Raw genomic sequence first — 26319 nt, forward strand, 5'->3', positions numbered from 1 at the left:
AAAAACGCAGAACATTGAGTTCTGCGTTTTTTTATAATGATTGTTGAAAAATATCTGTGTATTTTTTTAATAAAAGATAATCTTCAGCTAAATGGTCTTTGATGATGATTGAATCCCCAAAAAGACTTTTGCGGGCTTGCTGAATGACCCGATGTTGGATATCTTCCGACAATAAATAGTCGATTTCTGATTGTTTCAATTCTTGAGCAGCAGCGCTGCCTCGGTTCTTTTCTAGAAACTGCAGTAAATCATATTCAAGATGTCCTGCATTATTGATCACGCGCTTGTATTCGATTTTGTCTATTTTCATCTCTGCTCACATCCCTTATATATTAAGATACCCTAGAAAGAATCATCAAAGAATCAAATTGCTCATTTTTTCCAAAATCTTAAAAAATAAGTAAAATACTTTGGCTTGGTTTGTTTTTTTCGATAAATAATCGACAAATAAAACGGAAGGGAGGGCTTGGATCCTTCCACAATCACATGATCTGTTTCTCAGGTCCGACGTTCGAGATGCCGTCCATCCCGCCAGCATGGCCCCCAACCAGTTTGCTGCGGGCGATCGCTCTGGCCCCTTCTAAATGACTGTTGGCATGTACAATGGCGGTAAAGCCGTATTTTTCACGAATCTTGTCTATGATCAAATCTAAGTTACGTTGCTGCAGCTGTTCTTCGGCATTGTCAAATAAATCTAATTGGATATTTTCGGTATACAACAGTTTAGAGTAGGTGATGCCCACATGTCGAGTGACTTGCCCAGTATAATATTTGCGAAATAAAAATAAACAATGTGCTACCAGTTTGCGAGAATTGTCTGTCGGCGGGATTTTCATTTGCCGTGAAAACCCGTTGGCCGTTTCTCCAAAAGCGACACCAATCGACACATGGATGCAGGCAGTTTGACAATGATGACGGCGTATTCGGGCCGCAACTTGTTCGGCCATTTCTTTGACGACAATCTCGATTTCTTCTTGCAAGTAATAATTGCGATCCAACACTTGGCTGTTGCCATAACTTTTTTCCAGGACCTGTGGCGCCGGTTCAGAAAGAATCGTGCGATCGATGCCATTGGCGTGATGATAGAGTTGTTCGCCAATAATGCCCATGCGACTGCGCAAAAAATCAGGACTTGCTTGCGCCAATTGTTCGATTGATTCGATCCCCATCAAATGCAGGCGCTTTTCAGTCCGATGGCCAATACCCCAAAATTCAGTCATAGGGGCAATGCGCCATACTTTATTGGCAACATCTTGATAGGTCCATTCTGAAATCAGGTGTTGATTGTGTTTGGACTCATTGTCTAGGGCCAACTTCGCCAATAAGGGATTATCGCCAATCCCAACGGTTACGTAGAGCTTCGTCGATTGATACACATCTTGTTGGATCATTTTTGCGAAAGCCCACCTTTTTTTTGTCCGCGAAAAGGTGGGATCGGGAAAGAAAAGATCCATACTACGGGTGATATCCATCACCGATTCATCGATGGAGTACAGCATGAGATCTTCTTCTGCCACATATTTGCGAAACACATTGTTGACCTTGGTATTTTCTTTGATATAAAAGCTCATTCTTGGTGGTACTTTGATCAAATCTGGATGTACAGGCATGTTGTCGTTGCGGGTGACATTGGTGATGCCTAAGACTTTTTTTGCCATGGGGGAGGCCGCTAAAACCAGTCCATTGCCTGTATTATCTGAATGAGACATGACGACAAGCATAGTCTTTATCGGATCTAATCCCAAAGAAACACATTCAACAGAGGCATAGAAGCTTTTGACGTCAATAAATAAAATGTCTTTTTTTGGTTCTTCTTCATAATTAAAACCACCCATTTTTATCACCTCTGATTCCAATTATAAGAACAAATGTTCGTATTGTAAAGCGAACAAAAAAAGTTCGTCCAAACTTTGGTTATCAGCTTGGACGAACTTCTTAATTGAATTATTTTGTTTCGCGGTGTAAAGTAACTTTTCTTTCACGTGGGCAATATTTTTTCTTTTCCAAACGATCAGGATTGTTACGTTTGTTTTTATTAGATAAGTAGTTGCGTTCTTTACAAGAAGTGCATTCTAATGTGATGTTTACGCGCATGATTTTCCCCCCTCACCATTCAAGAATCCTCCAAGAAATCTCTCAGACTAAAATATAATAGCATGATTTGAAAGGGAAAGCCAGTCTTTTTGTGTATTTTGTTAAGTAAAACTACTTGACGAATCGTGGCTACAGTTATTTGAGTTTGCTTTGAATATCTTCGATCATTTTGGTATAGGCGATCGGTCCGTTGTATAACCAGCTTGATTCTGGTCCAAATTCCCATAAATTGCCATCTTTGACAGCTTTGAGATTTTGCCAAACTTGATCGTTGAAGAAGTCGGCACCTTCATCACTGTTGACCAAAATCAGATAATCTGCATCCAATTCTGCAAGTTTTTCTAACGAAACAGCAGACCAGTCCGCAGTGGCTGTTTCGCTGATTTCTGTGACTAAACTAGGAACTGAAAATCCAAGTTCTTGGTACAATAATTGACCGCTTGATTTGGTTTGTGCAACCATGAAAGCCGAGTTATTGACGACCCATAGAACGGCCACGGATTTGCCTTCGATTTTATCTGCATACGTTTCTTTCGTTGAAGCAACCAAATCATCGTAATCTGTTTCAACTTGCTTTGCTTGATCTTCTTTATGCAATACTTTGGCAATATCGTTTAAACGATCCCGCCAAGTCACGTCTTCGCCGTTGGTCACGACATAGGTTGGGGCGATTTTGCTGTATTGGGCATATTTATCTCCTTCAACCATTGAATTGCTATCCATTAATAGTAAATCTGGTTCGTAGCTTAACACATCTTCGTAAGGTAAATCGTAATTGATACGTGGGACATCTGCTAATTTGTCTTGCAAGTAGGCTTGGTCGCTGTCATTGCCGACGGTCCATTGCGCAACTGGCGTCACATCTAAAGCCACCAGATAATCCTCTAAATAGCTGGCGATCACACGCTGGGGATCGGCAGGAATCGTGACTTCATTGCCGGCAGCATCGGTCAATGTTGTTTCAACTGCGGCACTTGTTGTTGTGTCTGCTGTGCTGTCAGTGGTTTCATTGCTATTGGAACATGCACCCAGCACCACTAGTGAAAGCAAAGAAAGCATCGCTAGCCATTTTTTTGTTTGGAATCGTTTTGTCATTTTTATCCTCCTTTGTTCTCAATTGAACGATCATTCTATTAAGTGAGAATGATTCTCAATCCATAAAGGTATTATTGCGAAGAAAGCTGTTTTTGTCAATCTTAAAAAGAGAATTTTTCACAGCTATTGACGAATCAAAGAAAAACAAGCATAATTGATAATCATTATCAGTATGTATGATTGAGGAAGAATTATGGCGAAATTAAGAACAGTTGACTTGACGGTCGGCTATCAAAAACAAAAAATTGTGCAACATCTAACAATCGAGATTCCAGAAGGACAAATCATTGGATTGATTGGACCAAATGGCAGCGGAAAGTCGACCTTATTGAAGGCATTGGCGCGGGTCTTGACACCTTTATCGGGAGACGTGTTTTTGGATGAAAAACAGCTCCATCAAATCAAAACCAAAGAAGTGGCTGGTCGAATCGCTCTTTTGTCGCAAATCAGTGATTCTTCCATCGGATTGTCGATTCGCGAAATCGTGTCCTATGGTCGTTACCCGTATCAAAAAGGGCTCAGTGGTCTTTCCCAAAAAGACCTTGAAGCGATTGAGTGGGCACTGCAGGCGACTGGACTTGAGGCACTGGCCGACGAAAATATCGGGACGTTGTCGGGCGGTCAAAAACAGCGGGTATGGATCGCGATGGCGTTGGCACAGGATACCGATATTGTGATTTTGGATGAACCAACGACTTTTTTGGATCCAGCGCATCAATTAGAAATATTGTTGTTGCTGCAGCAAATCAACCAACAGTATGGGAAAACGATCATTATGTCGATCCATGATCTGAATCATGCATCGCGCTTTGCTGACTATATGTATGCCTTAAAAGCTGGGATGCTGCTGACGTGCGGTACACCTGAGGAAGTCTTGACCACCCAATGGCTCAAAGATTTATTTGATATCGAAGCCACATTGACAACCTTTCCCAATAGTCGCAAACCATTGATTTTGACGTATGATTTGGGGGCAGAGTCATGAAACGATTTACTTGGCTTTTGCTTTTCGCTTGTCTTCTTTTCATCGGTATTTTCTTTCTGGCGATCACACAAGGTGCCGCGGATATTTCTTTGCAGACAATCAAAGAAGCGTTCTTCGACTTTGACTATCAAAATCAATTACACCAAGTGCTGCGTAATATTCGTTTGCCGCGGGTATTGGCCTCTTTTCTCGTAGGCAGTTGCTTTGCGGTCACTGGTGCCATCATGCAGGGGATCACCAAGAATCCTTTAGCGGATGGTGGGCTCTTAGGGGTCAATAGTGGGGCAGCGGTTGGGTTGGCGATCGCTTTTATTTTGTTTCCAACGATCCAACCAAGTCAGGCAGCACTTTTTTCTTTTTTAGGAGCGTTCATTGCTACAGCCTTTTTGTTTTTACTTACGAAGTATGCACGCTTAGGCATGTCGCCGACGGGCTTGATTTTAGCTGGAGTGGCGTTAAGCTCCTTCTTTTCAGCCATCAGCCAAACATTGTCCTTACAGTTTGACTTGAATCAAGATCTGGCTTTTTGGTTCATAGGCGGAGCGGCGAATGTGACATGGGCACAATTGCGCTTTGTCACACCGATTTATGTACTGGCCATTCTATTGACACTAGGTATGGGGAAATCGCTCAATCTTTTGTCTTTAGGGGATGATACAGTGATCGCCCTTGGCAAACATCCTCAAGGGATACGAGGTGCTGCCTTATTGGTAGTGGTGGTTTTAGCCGGGATGGCGGTATCGTTGGTAGGTCCGGTCAGTTTTATTGGTTTGATGGTCCCCCATGTGACGCGGGGGTTGGTGGGTAAAAATTATCAATTGATTCTGCCGTTGACAATCATTGGCGGCGGCACGCTGGTCATGGCGGCGGACTTGGTTGGTCGCTTGATCAATCCACCGTTTGAAACACCTTTTGGCGCGATTTTAGCCTTGATCGGTGTGCCTTTCCTATTGATCAAGATTCGGAGGGAGCAAGGATGAAGAAAAAAGTGATCATTGTTTCCTTTGTGCTGATTGCCGCATTCCTGGCTAGTGTGATGGTCGGCAAAACGTTTCTTTCCTTCCGCGTCTTGCTGGATATGCTGCAAGGGACTGCTTCCAGCAGCCAAGTGCTCACGTTGTTTTCCTTTCGTTTGCCGCGGGCTTGTTTGGCACTGATTGCTGGAATGGCTTTTGGTTTTTCTGGTTTTGCATTGCAAGGTGTGACGCGGAATGCATTGGCAGACGCAAGCATCTTAGGCATCAATAATGGCGCTGGGTTATTCGTGATCGTCTATTTGGGCTTTTATGCGCAGGGGTCGTATTTGCTGCCGCTGATTGGTGTGATAGGGGGCTTGTCAGCAGCGCTGCTCGTATACTTTATCGCATACAAATACCGGCAACTCTTGTCAATGGAACGGGTCATTTTGGCTGGGATCGCGGTCAATGCAGGATTGGCTGCAGGAACGCTGCTGCTGACGGTCCAACTATCAAAGGATCGATACAGCTTTGTGACCTCATGGCTTTCAGGCGCGATCTGGGGGACGTCGTGGACCCAGATTATCAGTTTGCTCCCTTGGGTCATCCTACTGGCGGGTGCTCTTTTTTGGACAGTGCCATTACTGAATCTGCTAGGATTTGGGGAAGAACAGGCAATTAGTTTGGGGGTTTCCCTCACGAGATTGCGTACATGGTTTCTTTTATTGGCTGTCGGATTGGCTGCAAGTACCGTTGGTTTTACTGGTAATTTGGCTTTTGTTGGTTTACTGGCACCTCATATCGCCAAAGGGATCGTCGGAAAAGAATCCCGCACCGCATGCGTTTTATCTGGGATGATAGGAAGTATCTTGGTTTTGGCCAGTGATACGATTGGTCGTCTGATATTGACAAGTGGTGAGATACCAGCAGGGATCATTATCTCACTGGTAGGTGCGCCTTATTTTTTATATCTATTGATTCGTCAAAAAGCATCGTCAACGTGATACGTAGAGAAAAACGAATTTTCTCTCATTCGCGTTTGCTATTTGACGCTTTTTTTTGGTACTATCTCTGAGAGGAGTGATTTCATGGAGAAAGCTTTTTTGAGAAAACAGATGATCAATACATTAGAACAACTCCCTAAAAAACGGAAACAGAAGAAAGAAAGATTGATGCAGCAAATGCTGTTTGCCTCTCAAGCATGGCAAAATGCGTCATCGATCGGGGTGATTCGCGCACTTCCTTTTGAGTTTGATACCCAACCAATCTTTGCACAGGCGATCAAAGAAAATAAACGGATCGCCGTACCTAAAACGATCGACAAAGCATTGCATTTTTTTGAGGTAGATGGAGATACACTTTATCAAAAGTCCGCCTTCGGTGTGGAAGAACCCATCAGTGAAAAAGCTGCACTGCATTTGGACCTTGTCCTTGTGCCAGGGTTGATTTTTTCGACTGCTGGTTATCGAATCGGGTTTGGTGGCGGCTATTATGATCGGTTTCTAGCAAATTATAGAGGAAAAACGATATCTATGGCATTTTCAGAGCAAATCAATGATGCATGGCAGCCAGAAGCCTTTGATATCCCAGTGGATAAAATCATTACCGACAGCTATGATGCAACAAACGAAGGAGCAGTACGATGAATACTTTGATGAAAAAATGGCGGAACCAGCCATTCTTTACTTATTTGTTTTTGGCGATTCAAACAATTGTTTTTATTCTCGGTTATTTGACACCGATGATCCAGGCCGGTGGTGTGATGTATGGTCCTTTTGTGGCGTATATGCACGAATACTGGCGTTTTGTCACACCAATTTTTCTGCATTTCGGTTTGGCGCACTTCGCGATCAATTCAGTGATCTTGTATTATATGGGGCAGCAAGTGGAAGCTATATATGGCCACAGCCGCTTCTTTTGCTTGTATATCCTAAGCGGGATCATGGGCAATGTGATGAGCTTTGCCTTTAACCAAGTAGGTGTACAATCGGCAGGCGCAAGTACTTCTTTGTTTGGTTTATTTGGGGCCTTTTTGATTTTGGGGCTGCATTTCAAAAACGATTACCGCATTCAAGCGATGGTACGGCAGTTCGCTTTATTTGTTGGATTGAACCTTGTGTTTGGTTTGTTTGATCGATCCATAGATATTTGGGGTCATGTCGGCGGCATCATCGGTGGACTGTTAATGGGGAACCTTTTGGCATTGCCCAAAAATTACGGAAAGTATTCCATTCATACACGAATCATCTCCGGCATTCTCTTTGTTTTCTTATTGGTGATTTTTGTGATATATGGTTTAAAAAAATATCAAATACTTGTATAATAAGCAGGAAGTGGTTCTATGAAGACGTTATATGACGTACAGCAATTACTGAAACAATTTGGTGTTTATATTTATGTAGGCAAGCGTATTTACGATATTGAGTTGATGCAGATCGAATTGAAAAACTTTTATGACAGTCGTTTGATCGATCAAGATACCTATATGACCGCTTGGCACATCCTTAAACGTGAACATCGAATAGAAGAAAGTCGGGAGGAAAAATTGTGATGGACAAAAAAATCATCGGCATCGATTTAGGCGGCACGACAGTCAAATTTGCTATTTTGACAACAGAAGGAGAGATTCAACAAAAATGGAGTATTGATACCGATATTCTTGATGAAGGTGCCCATATCGTGCCGGAAATTGTTGAATCGATCAATCATCGTCTAGGTTTATATGATATGAAACCTGAAGACTTTATCGGCATCGGCATGGGGACCCCAGGCAGTGTGGATCGGGATAAAGGCACGGTGATCGGTGCATATAACCTGAACTGGAAAACTTTGCAGCCTGTCAAATCGTTGATTGAAAAAGGAACAGGTATTGCTTTTGCGATCGACAACGATGCCAATGTTGCGGCTTTAGGGGAACGTTGGAAGGGTGCCGGTGAGAATAATCCTGATGTCATCTTTATTACATTAGGCACTGGTGTTGGCGGCGGCATCATTATGGAAGGTCAGCTGCTTCATGGTAAAGCTGGCTGTGCTGGCGAGATTGGCCATATCACAGTAGACCCTGAGGGCTATGAATGTACTTGCGGCAAGCGCGGTTGTCTAGAAACGGTATCTAGTGCAACGGGCGTTGTGAGGGTCGCACGAACTTTAGCTGAGGAATATGCGGGAAATTCTAAATTGAAACAACAATTAGACAATGGCGAAGAAGTATCAAGTAAAGATATTTTTGAAGCTGCACAAGCCAATGATCCTTTTGGGTTGATGGTCGTTGATAAAGTTTGTTTCTATTTGGGCTTAGCCTGCGGTAATTTAGGCAATACCCTTAACCCAGCAAGTATTGTTCTGGGTGGCGGTGTTTCGGCAGCGGGAGAATTTTTGCGCAAGCGCGTGGCAGCTTATTTTGCCAAGTTCACATTCCCGCAAGTCACTGAAAGTACCGAAATCAAATTAGCAGAATTAGGCAATGACGCAGGTGTGATAGGCGCTGCATCATTGGCATTGCAATTCGCAAAATAGTCGTGGTCAACACGACTGATCATCACCAATGAAGTAAGAGCAGAGAGGATAGAGGAAAACATGTCACCAATTATGTGGGTCAATCTTGTTTTGGCACTGATTATTTTAGCAATCGCCCTAAACTGGGGTTATTTTCAAATCATGGGGCGACGATCAGCAACGATCATTCCCGAAGATGAATTCAAAGCAGGAATGAAGAAGGCACAAGTGATCGATGTACGTGAAAAAAATGAATTTGACAGCGGCCATATTATGGGTGCCCGCAACATTCCTTTTACGGTGCTAAGTAATTCTTTTGGCGCGTTTCGCAAGGATCAGCCGATTTATTTATACGATACGCGAAAATCATTGAGTATTCGAGCGGCCAATAAATTACGTAAAGAAGGCTTCACCAATGTCTATATCTTAAAAGAAGGATATGAAGGCTGGAGCGGCAAGACCAAAAAGAAAACGACCGTATAAAAAAAGTTGAAAAAGTGTGTTTACGTTCCCGTAGACAGACTTTTTCTTATTTTAGCGCAAAGTTTCGGCTGCAGCACAGAAAAAAAACGCCAACCAATGAATGGTGGCGTTTTTTTATTGTGAAGAAAATCAGCGCGCAGCACTTTTGCGCATTGCCCGTTTGCGTTTTTCGTCATGGGCAGCTTGTTGTTCATCGATTGGATCAATCACTTGTTTTTTGACAGTCAAAACTACGCTTGCTGCAGCGGCTACTGTTGCTGCTGTACCAATCAGAAATCCGGATAAAAATCGTTTCATCTTCAAACACCTCGCCTTTATTGATACCTTCATTATGCGCCAAAGAACAAAATAAATCAAAAAATACACGTTTTCTATGAGTAAACTATTGATAAAATTTAGTAAATATTTTATAATAAATTTACTAAATAGAATAAAGGAGCGAGAATATGGATACATTAGCACGCATTTTTGAAGAACGATTTGGTGAAGCTGGAACAAATACGTACTTTGCACCTGGAAGAATCAATCTGATTGGAGAGCATACCGATTACAATGGTGGCTATGTCTTTCCAGCAGCGATTACATTAGGCACATATGCAGTTGCGCGTAAGCGTGAAGATCAGCAAGTCCGTTTGTATTCGGAGAATTTTCCTGAGATTGGGACCATTTCTTTTGATTTGCATGCATTAGATTACCGCAAGGAAGACAATTGGACCAATTATCCCAAAGGTGTCTTACGCTATCTGAAAGAAGCCGGTTATGCCATCACAACTGGTTTTGATGTCGCATTTTATGGGAATATCCCAAATGGTGCTGGTTTATCCTCTTCGGCTTCGATCGAATTGCTGACAGGTGTCATGTTGGAAGATTTATTTGACCTGTCATTAGATCGTTTGGACCTAGTGAAAATCGGCAAAAAAGTGGAGAATGAATTTATTGGTGTCAATTCAGGGATCATGGACCAATTTGCGATTGGCATGGGACGAAAAGATCATGCACTGCTTTTAGATACGAATACATTAAATTATGAAGTTGTGCCAGCCGCATTTGGTGAATATGTGATTGCGATCATGAATACCAATAAACGTCGTGAACTGGCAGATTCGAAATACAACGAGCGCCGTGCGGAATGCGAAGAAGCCTTGGCACGCTTGCAAACCAAGTTAGCGATCGATTCACTAGGCGCATTGGATGAAGCGACCTTCTTTGCCAATACAGATTTGATTGGCGATGACACTTTGATCAAGCGTGCCAAACACGCAGTAACAGAAAATCAGCGCACATTGAAAGCAAAGGCCGCATTGACTGCAGGGGACTTAGTGACATTTGGTCAATTATTGAATGACTCGCACACCTCGCTAAGAGATGATTACGAAGTCACAGGCGTTGAATTAGATACGTTAGCTGCAGCAGCGCAAGCACATCCAGCAGTCTTAGGTGCCCGAATGACTGGCGCAGGTTTTGGCGGATGTGGGATTGCATTGGTCAAAGCAAGTCAGTGGGATGACTTCAAAGCGCACGTATTGGCCGCTTATGCAGACAAAATCGGCTATGCAGCAGACATGTATCAAGCGAGTATTGATGATGGGGCGCGAAAACTGTAGAATAAGGAACGTGAAAGAAATCAAGAAAGAAGGCTGAAAAATGACGATTTTAGTTTTAGGTGGTGCAGGATACATCGGCTCACATGCGGTGGATCAACTGATCAATCAAGGAAAAGAAGTAGTAGTCGTTGATAATTTATTGACAGGACATCGTCAAGCAGTCCATCCAGCAGCAACATTTTATCAAGGTGACATTCGTGACAAAGACTTTTTGCAAAAAGTCTTTGAAAAAGAAACCATTGAAGGCGTGATCCATTTTGCAGCCAGCTCTTTGGTCGGGGAATCTGTCGAAAATCCATTGAAATATTTTAATAATAACGTCTATGGCATGCAGATCTTGCTTGAAGTCATGCAAGCACATGCCGTGAAGCATATAGTTTTTTCTTCAACAGCAGCGACATATGGAGAACCAGAAGAAAGCCCAATCACGGAAACGACGCCCACCAATCCCAAAAATCCATATGGCGAAAGTAAACTGATGATGGAAAAAATGATGCGCTGGTGCGATGAAGCCTATGGCATGAAATTTGTTGCTTTACGCTACTTCAATGTCGCTGGTGCCAAAGCGGATGCCACGATAGGAGAAGACCATGATCCAGAAACACATTTGGTCCCAATCATTTTGCAAGCCGCATTAGGCCAACGAAAAGAAGTCGCCATCTTTGGCGATGATTATGATACACCAGATGGTACTTGTATTCGTGATTACGTCCATGTGGAAGATTTGATCGCGGCACATTTGTTGGCGTTAGACTATTTGCAAAAAGGCAATGAGAGCAATATCTTTAATCTAGGCAGCAACAACGGCTACTCGGTCAAAGAAATGGTTGAAGCAGCCCGTACCGTGACCGAAAAAGATATTCCAGCGCGGATCGCACCACGTCGCGCTGGCGATCCAAGTACATTGGTGGCTTCCAGTGATAAGGCGAAAGCTATTTTAGGCTGGCAGCCAAAATATACGACCGTTGAAGCAATCATCGAAACTGCCTGGAAGTGGCATGTCAGTCATCCAGATGGTTATCAAGATTAGGAGGCACTTGACCTATGACGATCAGTCAAACAATTAGTGATTTTGTCACATTGGCGATCAAAGCAGGGGGCTGGATGGCGCTGGATCGCATCTATTTGCAGAACCGCGTGTTGGCAATGATCGGTGAAGATGTGATGGAGGAAACTGTGCAGCAAGAACCGGCTTCTTCATTGGACTTGATGGATACCCTTGTTGAAAAAGCCATCGAAAACCAGGTGATTGGCGATACAATGGCCCAACGTGAACAGTTCGAAGCCCAACTGATGGATTATTTAACACCGCCGCCATCAGTGGTCAATGCATTTTTTGCGCAGCATTATGCCACAGATCCCAAAGCAGCGACGGATTACTTTTTTGCATTGTCTAAACAAAATGATTACATCAAAACCAGAAGTATTGCAAAGAACATTGTTTTCCCAGTCAAAACGGAGTATGGCGATTTAGAGATTACCATCAACTTATCAAAACCCGAAAAAGATCCGAAACAAATCGCTGCAGAAGTAAAAAGCAGTCAAGTGGATTATCCAAAATGCATGCTTTGTTTGGAAAATGAAGGCTATCAAGGCAGAATCAACTATCCAGCGCGCGCCAACCATCGTATCATCCGTATGAATCTGGATCATGAGGCATGGGGGTTTCAATATTCGCCATATGCTTATTACAATGAACATTCGATTTTTCTCTCACTGGAACATCGGCCGATGAAAATCGATCTGCAAACCTTTAGTCGGTTGTTGCAGATCGTTGAAGTGATGCCCCATTATTTTGTGGGTTCGAATGCAGATTTGCCAATCGTGGGCGGCTCGATTCTATCCCACGATCATTACCAAGGTGGGCGGCATGAATTTGCGATGGCAAAAGCAGCTGTCGAAAAAGAATTCAGTTTGACTGGATTTGCCGATGTCACTGCCGGCATCGTGAAGTGGCCCATGTCAGTGATCAGACTGCAAGCCAAAGACAAGCAGAAGTTGGCCTTGGCGTCAGATTATATTTTGGCCCAATGGCGCAATTACTCTGATCCAACTGTATCGATCAATGCCTTTTCCATAGATGGAACGCCGCATCATACGGTCACACCAATCGCGCGCAAAAAAGGCGACCTGTTTGAAATGGATCTCGTATTGAGGGACAATAATATATCTGAAGAACATCCGGATGGTATCTTTCATCCTCATAAGAATGTGCAGCACATCAAGAAAGAAAATATCGGCTTGATCGAAGTCATGGGGTTAGCGGTCTTGCCGCCGCGCCTAGTGCCAGAATTAAAAGAAGTGGCCAAGTATCTCCTTGATCAACCCAATCAAATGGCAGACTATCATCACGTGTGGGCAGACCAGTTGAAAGCAGCACATCCCAATCTGACCGAGGCAAACGCAGAAGAAATCTTGCATCAAGCAGTGGGGCATGTTTTTGCCGAAGTGTTGGCGCATGCTGGTGTCTTCAAACGTGATGCGACAGGTAAAGCTGCCTTCCAGACATTTATCGATCAGTTGTGAGCCAAACCATCTATGAGGAAAAGGAGGGATAGCATGGCTACGATCAAAGATATTGCGCAGCAAGCAGGTGTCTCGCCGGCAACTGTGTCCCGCGTCTTAAATTACGATAGTGAATTATCCGTAAGCGCTGAAACCAAAGAAAAGATCTTCAAAGTTGCCGAGGCGCTGAATTATACCAAGCATAAGAAAAAAGCTGCTGAAACCAGCAGCATTCGGCTGATCCAGTGGTTCGATACGGAAGAAGAATTGGCGGATCTGTATTATTTAGCGATTCGCTTAGGGATTGAGAACAAAGCAGAAGAGTTAGGGATTCGCCTGCTCAAGGAACCCTTCGATACCTTGTCAGATACGCCTGTGGATGGAACGATCACGATTGGCAAATTTGGCGATCAACAGATCCAGCAATTGAAAAAAAGTCAGAAGCACCTCTTAATGGTTGATTTCGATGCCCTTTCTTATGGGGTCGACTCATTAGTGGTGGACTTTCAGCAAGCGGTAGATCTCGTGATCGATGCCTTTATAGCGAAAGGCCATCAAAAAATTGGTTTGCTTTCTGGCATCGAATTTACCAAAGACCATCAGCAAGAAATCGTTGACCCGCGGCGTTACTTTTTTGAAGCCCGTTTGCGACAGCTGAAATTGTATGACGCCAACTATTTACTGCAAGCGCCGTTTACCGTTGAAGGCGGCTATTTAGCCATGAAGGACTTTCTGGCACAAGAGCGGCCATTGCCTACTGCTTTTTTTGCCTCTAGTGATGCGTTAGCTATTGGCGGGATGCGAGCACTGCAAGAAGCAGGCATCAGCATCCCAGAAGATATCGCAGTGATCGGCTTCAATGATGTCAGTGTGGCGAAGTATGTGACACCGGCTTTGTCTACGATCAAAGTGCATACGGAATGGCTTGGAGAGCTAGCAGTCACTACCCTCATGGAATTGATTGCCTCACCAGCACCGGTACCCAGAAAAGTGACGATTGCTACGGAGCTGATCAAACGTGCTTCCAGTGCACATCAGGCCAACACATAAAATGGCCGAATGAACAATACCAAAGTTTAAACAGCAAGACGATGGCTATGCCTGTATCCAAAGGCATAGTATCTGACGCTTGTTTAAGCTTTTTTTGTCCTTGTTGGGCAATCAGTCATAATATGGTAGAATATGAGAGAGTTTTTTTGAATGGGGAGATTAGCAACGATGAAAACATTAGCAATCGACACGTCTAACCAAACCTTGGCAGTTGCCGTGGTGGATGGTCATCAAATTTTAGGACAAAGTCAGACAATGGCGATCAAAAATCATAGCACAGCTTTGATGCCTGCCATCCAGCAGATGATGCAGACGGTTGGTGTAAAACCAAATGAATTGGCACAAATCGTTGTTGCCAAAGGTCCAGGATCCTATACGGGTTTACGGATCGGGGTGACTACTGCCAAAACGTTGGCCCATACTTTGGCGATTCCGCTGATCGCTGTGTCTAGTTTGAAAGTAGTGGCTGCAAACTGCGTGGGTGTTCCTCAATGGATCGTTCCACTGTTTGATGCCAGAAGAAACAATGTCTATACTGGTGTCTATCAATGGCAAGCGGACGCATTGACTTCGATTGTTGATGATCAGCATATGTCATTGGACAGCCTATTGACACTTTTGAAGAAGGAAAGCAATGGAGATGTATTGTTCGTAGGCGCTGATACAGCCAAGTTTGCTGCGGTGATCAAAGAAGAATTACCACATGCACGCATCAACCAAGTATCTGTTTGGGATCATCCCTCAGCAGCAGTCCTGGCCACACTCGCAGAACAAGAAGTGCCAGTGGCATCGATCCATGGATTTGTCCCATCTTATTTGAAATTAGTCGAAGCAGAAGAAAATTGGTTGGCCGTGCATGAAGCAGGAGCAGATGCCTATGTTGAAAAAATTTAAAGCGATCAAAGGCAAGCTAACATTATTTCGCCACATTCAGTATCCTGAAAGAACAGTCGATCTTAGGGGCAATACTTACGTCTTGCGGGAATTAGTCGGCGATGATATCAAAGAATTGCTGCAAGTAGAACGGCTCGTTTATGCAGGAGAATTGCCTTGGACGAAAAGTGCCTTCTTATCGGAACTGTATTCTCGGGTAAAGCACCTATACATTGGGGTTTTATATCAGGAACGCATGATTGGTTTTGCTGGCGTGCGGATTCTCGGTGGTGATGCCCATATCACCAACATTGCGATCATTCCTGAATATCAGGGGAAAGGCCTTGGTTCTTTCCTTTTGGCTGAACTAGAACAGTATGCGCGAAAGCAGACATGTGACCGCTTGACATTAGAGGTTCGACTCAGCAATCGAGATGCACAACGGTTGTATCGACAACTGGGGTTTCAATCTCAGGCGATCAAGACGGCCTACTATACGGAAGGCAATGAAGATGCATTGGATATGGTGAAATTTATTGATGGATAAACAAGCATACGATCAATTTCCCTCTGCGAAACAATTGTGGGACTTAGCAGAAAGTAGTTATCTGACGGGTTCACCGTGGGAGGAAGCTCAATTTGCACAAGACCTTCAAAACCCGCGAAGTCATTACTTGAGCAAAGCATCCAGCGTGTCAGGTAAACTGATTGCTTTTTTGAGTTTTCAGCAAGTCTTAGATGAAGCCGAACTATTCAATCTTGCTGTCGATCCAGCTTATCAAGGACAAGGCCTGGCTAAAGAAATGCTGCAACGCTTTTTTTCAATCGTAGAAGCAGCGGGGGGCACGCGGATTTTTTTGGAAGTACGGGCGTCAAATTTACAAGCCCAAGCGCTATATCTGCGCACTGGGTTTGCAGTCATTGGACGCAGAAAAAAATATTATCAACATCCTGAAGAGGATGCACTCATTATGGAAAAGAAAGTAGGCGAATAAATCAAATGAACGAATTGATTTTAGCCATTGAAAGCAGCTGCGACGAAACCAGTGTCGCTGTTATCAAAAATGGCGACACGATTTTAAGCAATATCGTCGCTTCGCAAATCAAAAGTCATCAACGTTTTGGCGGTGTTGTTCCTGAGGTTGCCAGCCGCCACCACGTAGAACAAATCACGATCTGTATCGAAGATGCGCTGACCGAAGCGCAAGTTGCACCCGATGAGCTGTCCGCAGTGGCTGTGACTTATGGCCCAGGCTTAGTCGGGGCCTTATTGATTGGTCTATCAGCAGCCAAAGCATTTGCATGGGCACATGATTTGCCATTGTTACCCGTCAACCACATGGCGGGGCATATCTATGCTGCCCGTTTTGTTCAACCATTGGTCTTTCCCTTGCTGGCATTACTGGTCAGCGGCGGTCATACGGAGTTGGTTTATATGGTTGAGGACGGTTCATTTGAGATCATTGGGGAGACCCGTGATGATGCGGCGGGAGAAGCTTATGACAAAGTCGGACGCGTCTTAGGATTACCGTATCCCAGCGGCAAAGAAATCGACCGTTTGGCGCATATTGGACAAGATACCTACCACTTTCCACGGGCGATGATTTATGAAGACAATTATGATTTTAGTTTCAGCGGATTGAAAAGTGCCTTTATCAATCACGTCCACAATGCTGAGCAACGTGGAGAAGCTTTGGTGCCAGAAGATTTAGCTGCGAGTTTTCAAGCAAGTGTCGTCGAGGTATTGGTCACTAAAACGATCAGAGCTTGCCAAAGTTTTCCTGTACAGCAATTGATCGTTGCTGGCGGCGTCGCGGCAAATCAAGGCTTACGTGAAGCATTAGCTGAAGCAATGCTGGAATACCCGGAAATCGATTTATTGATTCCGCCTTTGCGCCTTTGTGGGGACAATGCGGCGATGATCGGCGCCTATGCCCATATCGCCTTGCGGAAGCAGCGTATTGGCACGCTGGCGCTTAATGCAGATCCTAGTGTAAGTTTTATGCATAGATAAAATTAAAAGTACAACACCGACAAAACAAAGAACCTTTGTTTTGTCGGTGTTTTTTTATGGTTTAATAAGTTTTATATTTTTATTATCAATGAATTTTTATTTGTTTTTAAACTTTATATTGTATTTTATTTCATTTTTTGCTATTCTTATGAATAAATAGCAGTGAAGGGTGGTTTACTTATGAAATCGATTTTCCAAGGACGCAGCTTTTTAGCCGAAAAAGATTTCAGCCAAGCTGAATTACAGTATTTGATTGACTTTGCGCAACATTTAAAAGAAATGAAGCAACAACATTTGCCGCATCAATATCTAGCGGGAAAAAATATTGCTTTACTGTTTGAAAAAACGTCAACGAGAACACGGGCGGCGTTTACAGTCGCAACAACTGATCTGGGGGCACATCCTGAATTTTTAGGCGCCAACGATATCCAATTAGGGACAAAAGAGTCAGTAGAAGATACCGCGAAAGTATTGGGGCGAATGTTTGATGGTCTGGAATATCGCGGGTCAAGTCAAGAGGTAGTGGCACAATTGGCAGAATCAGCGGGTGTCCCTGTTTGGAATGGACTGACAGATGCGTGGCATCCCACCCAAATGATTGCTGACTTTTTAACGATTCAAGAAAATTTTGGGACACTGGCTGGTTTGACGATTGCGTATTGCGGCGATGGTCGTAACAACGTAGCCAATTCTTTATTGATCACTAGTGCTATTTTAGGGGTCAATATCCACATCGTAACGCCCAAATCCTTGTTTCCTGATGATCAACTAGTGGCACTGGCCAAGACCTATGGGGAAGAATCTGGCGCAGCGATTCTGATCACCGATCACGTATCAGAAGGGGTCTTAGGCGCAGATGTCGTTTATACCGATGTTTGGGTATCGATGGGAGAAGAAGCACAGTTTGAAGCCCGGATCAAGCAATTGCTGCCTTATCAAGTCAACCAGCAGTTGATCGATCAAACCCAGAATGAACAAGTGATTTTTATGCATTGTTTGCCAGCCTTCCATGATACACAAACAAGTTACGGTAAAGAAGTAGCTGCAAAGTATGGTATCAAGGAAATGGAAGTCACGGATGAGGTATTCCGCAGCAAATATGCCCGTCAGTTTGATCAAGCCGAAAATCGTCTGCATGCCATCAAGGCAATCATGGCAGCAACCGCCGGCAACCTGTTCATTCCGAAAGTCTAAAGATTAGTTTTTGGTTAAAGCGGCAACTGCACCTAGCCAAAAGCAGATATCTTTGTTATACTTTCTGGGAAGTCAATAGCCAAGATTTGATGATGCAAGAGAAGTAACCCTCAACAGTCATACAAGCGAGTTCGGGATGATGGAAGCCGAGCAGACGTGAGCGTGAAACGCACTTGTGAGAATTTGCCTAGCAAACGGAATTCTGCCGTTATCAGAAATAAAGTGGGTCCAATAGGACAATCAGAGTGGTACCGCGGGAAATCTCGTCTCTAGTGCATCGTTATGCGCTAGAGGCTTTTTTATGTGCTTCTCTTGCTGCAATCGAACAGCGCCAAATAACAGGAGGTCAAAAAATATGAATAACAAAGAAATCGTCGCCCAAGCTATCTACCAAGTCGTCAAAGAAGATTTGACCATTGAACAAGTCCAGCAATTATTAGAAAATCCTAAGTCAGTCGATCACGGAGATGTCGCTTTTCCTGCCTTCGCATTAGCGAAGGCTTACCGCAAAGCGCCCCAGCAAATTGCTGCCGAACTGGCGGAAAAAATTGCGGATACTTCGTTTGAAAAAATTGAAGTGGTGGGACCGTATTTGAACTTTTTCATGGACAAATCTGCCATTTCAGCGCATGTCTTAGCGACAGTGATCAAAGATAAAAATCATTATGGCGATCAAACGATCGGCAATCAACAAGCCGTACCAATTGACATGTCTTCGCCGAATATTGCTAAACCTATTTCAATGGGGCATTTACGGTCAACCGTTATCGGCAATTCGATTGGTTTCATTTTGGAAAAAATCGGTTATCAGCCAATCCGGATCAATCACTTAGGGGACTGGGGCACTCAATTTGGTAAACTGATCGTGGCTTACAAAAAATGGGGTTCAGAAGCTGCAGTCAAAGCAGAACCGATCAATGAATTGCTGCGTTTGTATGTAGATTTCCATGAAAAAGCTGAAACCGATAAGCAACTAGAAGATGAAGCCCGTGCATGGTTCAAAAAGCTTGAAGACGGCGATCCAGAAGCCATTCAATTGTGGCAATGGTTCCGGGATGAATCAATGAAAGAATTCAATAAAATTTATGACATGCTGGAAGTGTCATTTGATTCATTGAATGGGGAAGCTTTTTATAACGACAAGATGACAGAAATTGTTGAACTGTTGGAAGAAAAGCATTTGCTGAAAGAAGACCAAGGCGCAGAAATCGTCGATTTGTCTGCTTACGATCTGAATCCAGCTTTGATCCGCAAATCTGATGGTGCAACACTCTATATCACTCGGGATATGGCCGCCGCGCTTTACCGCAAACGCAACTACGATTTTGCCAAATCATTGTATGTTGTCGGCAACGAGCAAAGCTATCACTTCAAACAATTGAAAGCTGTATTGAAAGAAATGGATTTTGAATGGTCCGATCAAATGACCCACGTGCCATTTGGCTTGATCACGAAAGACGGCAAAAAACTATCAACCAGAAAAGGCAAAATTGTCTTGCTGGAAGAAGTCTTGAACGAAGCAATCGCTTCAGCCAATGCCCAAATCACAGAGAAGAACCCCAACTTGGTCAACAAAGAAGAAGTGGCCAAGCAAGTCGGTGTCGGTGCGGTCGTCTTCCATGATTTGAAGAATGATCGCTTGAACAACTTTGACTTCACATTAGAAGAAGTGGTACGTTTTGAAGGTGAAACAGGTCCTTACGTGCAGTATTCTCATGCCCGTGCCATGAGTATTCTTGAAAAAGGCGGATTTGATGCAGATACCGCAGCCATCACTGGTTTGGCAGATGCGGATAGCTGGGAAGTCATTAAATTGATCCAACGCTACCCAGAAACGATTCTCCAAGCTGCGGAAAAATATGAGCCATCTGTGATCGCCAAGCATGCCATCAAATTGGCACAAGCCTTTAATAAATACTATGCCAATGTCAAGATATTGGCAGAAGATAGCCAAAAAGACGCACGTTTGGCACTGGTCTATGCAGTGACAGTCCTACTGAAGGAAGATTTACGTCTGTTGGGCCTACATGCGCCGGACAAGATGTAAAGCACAAGAAAAAAATGTTTGGCTAACAGTTTTGTTGGCCAAACATTTTTTTTGGTGATGTCTTATGCTACTCATTTCTTACAACACTGCATGGGTCTCAATGAAACTGAAAAATGCCTCTGCATCTTCTTCTGTTCTCGAGATCACAGCAACGGTATCAAAACCAGCCAATGAGCAGACTTTTTCTGGCATTGATACATCATCGATCGCGGCTGCCAGCAAAGGGGCATTGTCAGGGATCGTATGGATCAAAGTCATAAATTGGACGCGATCGATCTTGGTCACGACTTCTTCGATCATTTGTACCAAACGTTGTTCTTCCGCTTTTTCATTATCAGATACATGTTGACCTTGGAAAAGGACAAATTTGGTTTGACCAGTTTCGTCAGGTATTTTAACGATCTTCATGTCACGAATGTCGCGGGAAATGGTGGCCTGAGTTGCCGTGACACCTTGCTTTTCTAACAATTGAAGCAATTCTTCTTGGGTACGCACTGTCTGTTCAGTGACGATTTGTCTAATCATTAAGTGGCGATCAGCTTTACGCATAGGTCAAACTCCTTTATGGATGATTGATTGAATCAGCCCTATCATAGCAGAAAATCAAGTAAATGCCTAGAAATTCTCCCAAAAAGATCAGCGGAAGAAAGGAAAAGAGCGGAAATCACTGGGAATTTTTGGTGAATCAGTTGCATTTATCAAATAGCTACTGTATACTGTTTAAGGCGTGAGTTTTTAAACGCTATTATCCCACATCTTGTTCCATCTGCGAAGTGGTGCTGACTTAGTCAGTTCTTCAAAGAGCAAAAGAACAAGAGAGGAAAACAAAAAAAACCAATTGGAGGAAACACAACATGGCAGTAATCTCAATGAAACAATTACTAGAAGCCGGCGTACACTTTGGTCACCAAACACGTCGCTGGAACCCAAAAATGAAGAAATATATCTTCACAGAAAGAAACGGCATCTACATCATCGACTTGCAAAAAACTGTAAAATTAGTTGATGTAGCTTATGACTACATGAAAAATGTTGCTGAAGAAGGCGGCGTTGCTTTGTTCGTAGGAACAAAAAAACAAGCGCAAGAAGCAATCAAAGAAGAAGCAATCCGTTCAGGTCAATACTATGTAAACCATCGTTGGTTAGGTGGAACATTGACAAACTGGGAAACGATCCAAAAACGTGTTTCTCGTTTGAAACAAATCAACAAAATGGAAGAAGACGGTACTTTCGATTTACTTCCTAAAAAAGAAGTCGTAGGTTTGAACAAAGAACGTGAACGTCTTGAAAAATTCTTAGGCGGTATCGCTGATATGCCTAGAATTCCAGATGTAATGTACGTTGTTGACCCACGTAAAGAACGCATTGCAATCCAAGAAGCACGCAAATTAAATATCCCAATCGTAGCGATGGTTGATACAAACTGTGATCCAGATGAAATCGATGTAGTTATCCCATCAAACGATGACGCGATCCGCGCCGTTAAATTGATCACTGCTAAAATGGCAGATGCTTTCATCGAAGGCAATCAAGGGGAAGACCAAGTAGCTGAAGAAGATTTCGCTGCTGAGTCAACTGAAAATGCAACGTCAATCGAAGAAATCGTTGATGTTGTTGAAGGCGACAATGCATCAGCTGAATAATAAATGATGGAGCTTTTTCAAAGGCTAGGCGCCAAGCCTCACTCTCCTTTGAAACAGCTTTTTTTAAAGACAAGATCACTTGTTCAATAACATTTAGGAGGAAACAAATAATGGCAGAAGTAACAGCTAAATTAGTAAAAGAATTACGCGACATGACTGGTGTAGGTATGATGGACGCAAAACGTGCATTGGTTGAAGTAGAAGGCGATATCGAAAAAGCAGTTGACTTGTTACGTGAAAAAGGGATGGCTAAAGCAGCGAAGAAAAATGACCGTATCGCAGCAGAAGGATTGGCTTCAGTAGCAATCAACGGCAATACAGCTGCTATCGTTGAAGTGAACTCTGAAACAGACTTTGTTTCTAAAAATGAAATGTTCCAAGATCTAGTTAAAGAAATCGCTGAAGTGATCGCTGCCAATAAACCAGCTGATATGGACGCTGCTTTGCAATTAGACACATCTAAAGGCAAATTGGAAGCAGCTTTGATTGAAGCAACACAAGTCATTGGTGAAAAAATCAACTTCCGTCGTTTCGAAGTTGTGGAAAAAGACGACAACGCAGCATTTGGCGGATACCTGCACATGGGCGGACGTATCGCTGTTTTAACAGTGATTGAAGGTACAACCGACGAAACAGTAGCCAAAGACGTAGCGATGCACGTAGCAGCAATCAACCCACGCTATGTAAACGAATCACAAATCTCTCAAGAAGAATTAGATCATGAGAAACAAGTATTAACTGAACAAGCGTTGAACGAAGGCAAACCTGCCAACATCGTTGAAAAAATGGTTGAAGGCCGTTTGAAAAAATTCAAAGCTGAGATTGCATTGGTTGACCAACCATTTGTTAAAGATCCAGATATGACTGTTGAAAAATTTGTTGCTTCTAAAGGTGCAACTGTCAAATCATTTGTTCGTTTCGAAGTTGGCGAAGGTATCGAAAAACGTGAAGATAACTTTGTTGAAGAAGTAATGAGCCAAGTGAAAAAATAATTCTGTTCCTTGAACAGATGGGAACGCATGGAAGTGCGCTCCCTTTTTTTAAGCAAAAACAGTTTTGCAATAGCGTGAAGATAATTTCAACGAAAGAACACCGATATGCTACAATAGTATTGGAGAATGTGTGGAGGAATCAGAATGGTCAAACCTAAATATCAACGTGTGGTATTAAAATTAAGCGGCGAAGCACTTGCAGGAGATGAAGGGTTCGGAATCAAACCGCCGACGATCCAAGAAATCGTCAAAGAAATCAAAGATGTCCATGAATTAGGTGTTGAGATGGCCATCGTTGTTGGTGGCGGCAATATCTGGCGCGGTCAAATTGGTGCGCAAATGGGGATGGAACGGGCACAAGCAGATTATATGGGGATGTTGGCAACAGTCATGAACGCATTGGCACTCCAAGATACTTTAGAAAATGCTGGTGTACCAACCCGTGTCCAAACATCGATCGAAATGCGTCAAATCGCAGAACCTTATATCCGTCGCAGAGCGGAGCGTCATTTAGAAAAAGGCCGGATCGTGATTTTTGCTGGTGGAACGGGCAATCCGTATTTTTCTACGGATACGACAGCAGCCTTGCGAGCAGCTGAAATCAATGCTGATGTGATTTTAATGGCTAAAAACAATGTTGATGGCGTCTACTCAGCAGATCCGAAAGTTGATCAAAATGCGGTGAAATTTGAGGAATTGACACATTTAGATGTGATTTCAAAAGGGTTGCAGGTGATGGATTCAACCGCAAGTTCTTTGAGCATGGACAATGATATTCCATTGGTTGTCTTTAATTTGAACGAAACAGGCAATATTCGTCGCGCGATTTTGGGCGAAAATATTGGCACAACAGTAAGGGGGAAATAAACATGGCAGATAAGATTTTAGCAGAAGCAACGGATAAAATGAAAAAAGCAGCAGAAAACTTGCAGCGTGAATTGGGACAAATTCGTGCAGGTCGTGCCAACGCAAGCATTCTTGACCGCGTAATGGTCACTTATTATGGTGTACCCACACCATTGAACCAAATGGCTTCGATCACTATTCCAGAAGCACGCATTTTGATGATCACCCCATTTGACAAAACGATGATCCAAGAAATCGAAAAAGCGATCATGCAAAGTGATATTGGGATCACACCAGCCAATGATGGGAACGTGATTCGATTGGTGATTCCGCAACTCACAGAAGAACGCCGGAAAGAATTGGCCAAAGAAGTGAAAAAAGAAGCTGAAAATGCCAAAGTCGCTGTTCGGAACATTCGACGTGACGCGATCGAAACCTATAAGAAACAAGAAAAAGCTGGCGATATTACTGTAGATGATCTGCGTGATTCTGAAAAAGAAGTACAAACGCTGACAGATAACAGTATCAAAGAAATCGATGGTATTGCTGCTGAAAAAGAAAAAGAATTATTAGAAGTGTAACATGTCTGATGAAAGCTGCTTCGGCAGCTTTTTTTGCGATAAAAATATAGTTTGTTTTTTTATTTTTCCTTAATATGAGATTCTTTTTCCAGTTTTCATAGGCAAGAAATGTGATTATTGATATAATGAAAAAGATAAATTTCAAGAAACTGGAAGAGGAGCGAATAGGATGTTGCGTTTTTTTCCACAAAAAGACAAATATATTAAGGAAGCAGCAGATCACATATATGATCCCACGCTGCCCGTACCTAAGCATATCGCGATCATTATGGATGGAAATGGCCGCTGGGCACAAAATCGACGCTTACCCCGTGTTGCAGGGCACAAGGAAGGCATGGAAACAGTCAAAAAAATCACGACCCATGCTTCAAGATTAGGCGTCAAGGTGCTGACGTTGTATGCTTTTTCGACTGAAAATTGGAAACGGCCGAATGACGAAGTTGAATTCTTGATGCAATTGCCTGTTGATTTTTTTGATACGTTTGTGCCAGATTTGATCAAGGAAAATGTGCAAGTACATGTGATGGGCTTTACTGAGTCACTGCCAGCGCATACCCAAGAAGCCGTGCGACGTGCCATCGAACAAACCAAAGACAATACCGGCATGGTGTTGAATTTTGCTTTGAATTATGGCAGCCGAGCTGAAATGTTGCAAGCTGTACAGTCCTTGTATACCGAATTGGCGTCAGGAAACGATGTGCCTGAGATCACCGAAGACATGATCAATCAACATTTGATGACAGGCTTCTTGCCTGCCGAGCTGCGGGATCCTGAATTGGTGATCCGGACCAGTGGCGAAGAACGGATCAGTAACTTTTTGTTGTGGCAGATCGCTTATAGCGAACTGTTCTTCACCAAAGCGTTATGGCCAGATTTTGACGCTGCATTGTTAGAAGATGCAGTGGGAAGCTTCCAACAACGCAATCGTCGTTTTGGCGGCTTGAAACTAGAGGAGGAAGAAGAGTGAAACAACGAGTAATCACGGCAGTTGTCGCCTTAGCCTTTTTTTTGCCAATCATATACTTTGGCGGCATCGCGATCGAATTGCTGGCAGCATTATTGGCTGGGATTGGTGTATTTGAATTATTTCGCATGAAAGGCTTAGCTGTTTTGAGTTTTGAAGGCATTTTGTCGATCATAGGGGCGGTCATATTGGTTTTGCCGCAAGAACGCTGGTTTGGGTTTTTACCGGAGGGAACGGATAAAAGCGCACTATTTTATTTCGTCGTTCTATTATTGCTAGGCATAGCAGTCATTTCTAAAAATACGTATACCTTTGACGAAGCGGGTTTTCCTGTGCTAGCAAGCTTATATACCGGTGTAGGATTTGAACGGTTCTTAACAGCGCGATCCGCGACGGATGGGTTAGTCGTCTTAGTTTTTGGTTTGTTTATTGTTTGGGCAACGGATATTGGCGCATATATGGCGGGCCGCCGTTTTGGTCAGCGCAAACTTTGGCCGGATATTTCTCCAAATAAAACGATTGAAGGCGCGCTGGGCGGGATTGCCTCGGCGGTTGTTGTGGCAGCAATATATTTGCTGGCATTCCCAGGAAAAGAATATTTCGGTCATGGCAGTCTGCTGATGATCTTGCTTACCGTCATCTTTTCAATCGCAGGCCAATTTGGTGATTTGGTCGAATCAGCCATCAAACGCCATTATGGCGTAAAAGACTCAGGGAATATATTGCCGGGTCATGGCGGCATTTTGGATCGATTTGACAGCATGCTGTTTGTTTTTCCTATCATGTATCTTTTCGGCGTATTTTAAACAAGTGAACCAGAGAAGTCCAGTTGATCTGCGGCTTCTTTTTTTACATTATTGTTACAAGGAGAATGTCAGTTTCTCTAATTCTAGCGGTA

30 protein-coding genes are annotated in these 26319 nt (G+C 43.3%); 24 read left to right on the forward strand and 6 right to left on the reverse strand.

The window, feature by feature from the left end:
* Positions 1-31 precede the first annotated feature (31 nt).
* The 4 genes from AEQ18_RS11475 to AEQ18_RS11485 form a co-directional block, all read right to left on the reverse strand.
* Positions 32-310 (reverse strand): hypothetical protein, encoded by a 279-nt coding sequence (locus AEQ18_RS11475; RefSeq protein WP_054116476.1) that lies wholly within the window; start codon positions 308-310, stop codon positions 32-34.
* A 172-nt stretch (positions 311-482) separates the two neighbouring features.
* Positions 483-1835 carry a Y-family DNA polymerase gene (locus AEQ18_RS11480; RefSeq protein WP_054116477.1) on the reverse strand — a complete coding sequence of 451 codons (1353 nt, stop codon included), beginning with the start codon at positions 1833-1835 and terminating at the stop codon, positions 483-485.
* Between the two features lie 109 nt (positions 1836-1944).
* Positions 1945-2094 (reverse strand): 50S ribosomal protein L33, encoded by a 150-nt coding sequence (gene rpmG / locus AEQ18_RS15480; RefSeq protein WP_005229384.1) that lies wholly within the window; start codon positions 2092-2094, stop codon positions 1945-1947.
* A gap of 135 nt (positions 2095-2229) precedes the next feature.
* Positions 2230-3189 carry an ABC transporter substrate-binding protein gene (locus AEQ18_RS11485; protein WP_054116478.1) on the reverse strand — a complete coding sequence of 320 codons (960 nt, stop codon included), beginning with the start codon at positions 3187-3189 and terminating at the stop codon, positions 2230-2232.
* 193 nt (positions 3190-3382) lie between these two features.
* Here AEQ18_RS11485 and AEQ18_RS11490 point away from each other — a divergent pair, with 193 nt between their 5' ends.
* The 8 genes from AEQ18_RS11490 to AEQ18_RS11525 all read left to right on the forward strand — a co-directional run bounded on the left by AEQ18_RS11490 (position 3383) and on the right by AEQ18_RS11525 (position 9108).
* Positions 3383-4174 carry an ABC transporter ATP-binding protein gene (locus AEQ18_RS11490; protein ID WP_054116479.1) on the forward strand — a complete coding sequence of 264 codons (792 nt, stop codon included), beginning with the start codon at positions 3383-3385 and terminating at the stop codon, positions 4172-4174.
* Entirely contained in the window at positions 4171-5154 is a 984-nt protein-coding gene (locus AEQ18_RS11495; protein ID WP_054116480.1) for a FecCD family ABC transporter permease, read from the forward strand. Before AEQ18_RS11490 ends, AEQ18_RS11495 begins: the two co-directional genes overlap by 4 nt.
* Positions 5151-6134 (forward strand): FecCD family ABC transporter permease, encoded by a 984-nt coding sequence (locus AEQ18_RS11500; RefSeq protein WP_054116481.1) that lies wholly within the window; start codon positions 5151-5153, stop codon positions 6132-6134. Before AEQ18_RS11495 ends, AEQ18_RS11500 begins: the two co-directional genes overlap by 4 nt.
* A gap of 84 nt (positions 6135-6218) precedes the next feature.
* Positions 6219-6776, forward strand: a complete 558-nt coding sequence (locus AEQ18_RS11505; RefSeq protein ID WP_054116482.1) for a 5-formyltetrahydrofolate cyclo-ligase — start codon at positions 6219-6221, stop codon at positions 6774-6776.
* On the forward strand, positions 6773-7453 hold the full coding sequence (locus AEQ18_RS11510) for a rhomboid family intramembrane serine protease (protein WP_054116483.1): 681 nt from the start codon (positions 6773-6775) through the stop codon (positions 7451-7453). The genes AEQ18_RS11505 and AEQ18_RS11510 overlap by 4 nt, the downstream gene beginning before the upstream one ends.
* Positions 7454-7471: 18 nt before the next feature.
* Positions 7472-7681 (forward strand): YqgQ family protein, encoded by a 210-nt coding sequence (locus tag AEQ18_RS11515; protein ID WP_054116484.1) that lies wholly within the window; start codon positions 7472-7474, stop codon positions 7679-7681.
* On the forward strand, positions 7681-8646 hold the full coding sequence (locus tag AEQ18_RS11520) for an ROK family glucokinase (RefSeq protein ID WP_054116485.1): 966 nt from the start codon (positions 7681-7683) through the stop codon (positions 8644-8646). The genes AEQ18_RS11515 and AEQ18_RS11520 overlap by 1 nt, the downstream gene beginning before the upstream one ends.
* Positions 8647-8706: 60 nt before the next feature.
* Positions 8707-9108, forward strand: coding sequence for a rhodanese-like domain-containing protein (locus AEQ18_RS11525; RefSeq protein ID WP_054116486.1), 402 nt, complete (start codon positions 8707-8709; stop codon positions 9106-9108).
* 129 nt (positions 9109-9237) lie between these two features.
* Here AEQ18_RS11525 and AEQ18_RS15485 read toward each other — a convergent pair whose 3' ends face one another.
* A complete protein-coding gene (locus tag AEQ18_RS15485) occupies positions 9238-9405 on the reverse strand; it encodes a DUF3042 family protein (protein ID WP_082348657.1) in 168 nt (55 codons plus the stop codon).
* Between the two features lie 149 nt (positions 9406-9554).
* Here AEQ18_RS15485 and AEQ18_RS11530 point away from each other — a divergent pair, with 149 nt between their 5' ends.
* From AEQ18_RS11530 to argS, 10 genes are all read left to right on the forward strand, one after another.
* On the forward strand, positions 9555-10712 hold the full coding sequence (locus tag AEQ18_RS11530) for a galactokinase (protein ID WP_054116487.1): 1158 nt from the start codon (positions 9555-9557) through the stop codon (positions 10710-10712).
* A gap of 40 nt (positions 10713-10752) precedes the next feature.
* The gene (galE, locus tag AEQ18_RS11535; protein WP_054116488.1) at positions 10753-11742 is read left to right on the forward strand and encodes a UDP-glucose 4-epimerase GalE; all 990 of its coding nucleotides are present in this window, start codon (positions 10753-10755) and stop codon (positions 11740-11742) included.
* A 14-nt stretch (positions 11743-11756) separates the two neighbouring features.
* On the forward strand, positions 11757-13238 hold the full coding sequence (gene galT / locus AEQ18_RS11540; protein WP_054116489.1) for a UDP-glucose--hexose-1-phosphate uridylyltransferase: 1482 nt from the start codon (positions 11757-11759) through the stop codon (positions 13236-13238).
* A gap of 33 nt (positions 13239-13271) precedes the next feature.
* Positions 13272-14267 (forward strand): LacI family DNA-binding transcriptional regulator, encoded by a 996-nt coding sequence (locus AEQ18_RS11545; protein WP_054116490.1) that lies wholly within the window; start codon positions 13272-13274, stop codon positions 14265-14267.
* A 168-nt stretch (positions 14268-14435) separates the two neighbouring features.
* Positions 14436-15161 (forward strand): tRNA (adenosine(37)-N6)-threonylcarbamoyltransferase complex dimerization subunit type 1 TsaB, encoded by a 726-nt coding sequence (gene tsaB, locus AEQ18_RS11550; protein WP_054116491.1) that lies wholly within the window; start codon positions 14436-14438, stop codon positions 15159-15161.
* Positions 15145-15687, forward strand: coding sequence for a ribosomal protein S18-alanine N-acetyltransferase (gene rimI / locus AEQ18_RS11555; protein ID WP_054116492.1), 543 nt, complete (start codon positions 15145-15147; stop codon positions 15685-15687). Before tsaB ends, rimI (AEQ18_RS11555) begins: the two co-directional genes overlap by 17 nt.
* On the forward strand, positions 15680-16135 hold the full coding sequence (rimI, locus tag AEQ18_RS11560; RefSeq protein WP_235505536.1) for a ribosomal protein S18-alanine N-acetyltransferase: 456 nt from the start codon (positions 15680-15682) through the stop codon (positions 16133-16135). Before rimI (AEQ18_RS11555) ends, rimI (AEQ18_RS11560) begins: the two co-directional genes overlap by 8 nt.
* A 5-nt stretch (positions 16136-16140) precedes the next feature.
* Positions 16141-17154 (forward strand): tRNA (adenosine(37)-N6)-threonylcarbamoyltransferase complex transferase subunit TsaD, encoded by a 1014-nt coding sequence (tsaD, locus tag AEQ18_RS11565; protein ID WP_054116494.1) that lies wholly within the window; start codon positions 16141-16143, stop codon positions 17152-17154.
* 180 nt (positions 17155-17334) lie between these two features.
* Complete coding sequence (gene argF / locus AEQ18_RS11570) at positions 17335-18348, forward strand: ornithine carbamoyltransferase (RefSeq protein WP_054116495.1); 1014 nt, start codon at positions 17335-17337, stop codon at positions 18346-18348.
* A gap of 355 nt (positions 18349-18703) precedes the next feature.
* Positions 18704-20395: an arginine--tRNA ligase gene (argS, locus tag AEQ18_RS11575; protein ID WP_054116496.1), complete on the forward strand. Its 1692-nt coding sequence runs from the start codon at positions 18704-18706 to the stop codon at positions 20393-20395.
* A 78-nt stretch (positions 20396-20473) separates the two neighbouring features.
* Here the strand turns inward: argS and AEQ18_RS11580 are convergent, their stop codons facing one another.
* Positions 20474-20944 carry an arginine repressor gene (locus AEQ18_RS11580; RefSeq protein ID WP_054116497.1) on the reverse strand — a complete coding sequence of 157 codons (471 nt, stop codon included), beginning with the start codon at positions 20942-20944 and terminating at the stop codon, positions 20474-20476.
* A 305-nt stretch (positions 20945-21249) separates the two neighbouring features.
* Between AEQ18_RS11580 and rpsB the strand changes: the two genes are divergently transcribed.
* From rpsB to AEQ18_RS11610, 6 genes are all read left to right on the forward strand, one after another.
* Positions 21250-22038, forward strand: coding sequence for a 30S ribosomal protein S2 (gene rpsB, locus AEQ18_RS11585; RefSeq protein WP_054116498.1), 789 nt, complete (start codon positions 21250-21252; stop codon positions 22036-22038).
* Between the two features lie 110 nt (positions 22039-22148).
* The gene (gene tsf / locus AEQ18_RS11590; RefSeq protein ID WP_054116499.1) at positions 22149-23030 is read left to right on the forward strand and encodes a translation elongation factor Ts; all 882 of its coding nucleotides are present in this window, start codon (positions 22149-22151) and stop codon (positions 23028-23030) included.
* A gap of 144 nt (positions 23031-23174) precedes the next feature.
* Positions 23175-23897 carry a UMP kinase gene (gene pyrH, locus AEQ18_RS11595; RefSeq protein WP_054116500.1) on the forward strand — a complete coding sequence of 241 codons (723 nt, stop codon included), beginning with the start codon at positions 23175-23177 and terminating at the stop codon, positions 23895-23897.
* A gap of 2 nt (positions 23898-23899) precedes the next feature.
* On the forward strand, positions 23900-24457 hold the full coding sequence (gene frr, locus AEQ18_RS11600; protein WP_054116501.1) for a ribosome recycling factor: 558 nt from the start codon (positions 23900-23902) through the stop codon (positions 24455-24457).
* Between the two features lie 169 nt (positions 24458-24626).
* Positions 24627-25424 carry an isoprenyl transferase gene (locus AEQ18_RS11605; protein WP_054116502.1) on the forward strand — a complete coding sequence of 266 codons (798 nt, stop codon included), beginning with the start codon at positions 24627-24629 and terminating at the stop codon, positions 25422-25424.
* The gene (locus AEQ18_RS11610) at positions 25421-26227 is read left to right on the forward strand and encodes a phosphatidate cytidylyltransferase (protein ID WP_054116503.1); all 807 of its coding nucleotides are present in this window, start codon (positions 25421-25423) and stop codon (positions 26225-26227) included. The genes AEQ18_RS11605 and AEQ18_RS11610 overlap by 4 nt, the downstream gene beginning before the upstream one ends.
* Positions 26228-26319 lie beyond the last annotated feature (92 nt).

Origin of the sequence: Enterococcus sp. RIT-PI-f (assembly GCF_001297065.1) — a bacterium.
In the GTDB taxonomy this organism is placed as follows: domain Bacteria; phylum Bacillota; class Bacilli; order Lactobacillales; family Enterococcaceae; genus Enterococcus_D.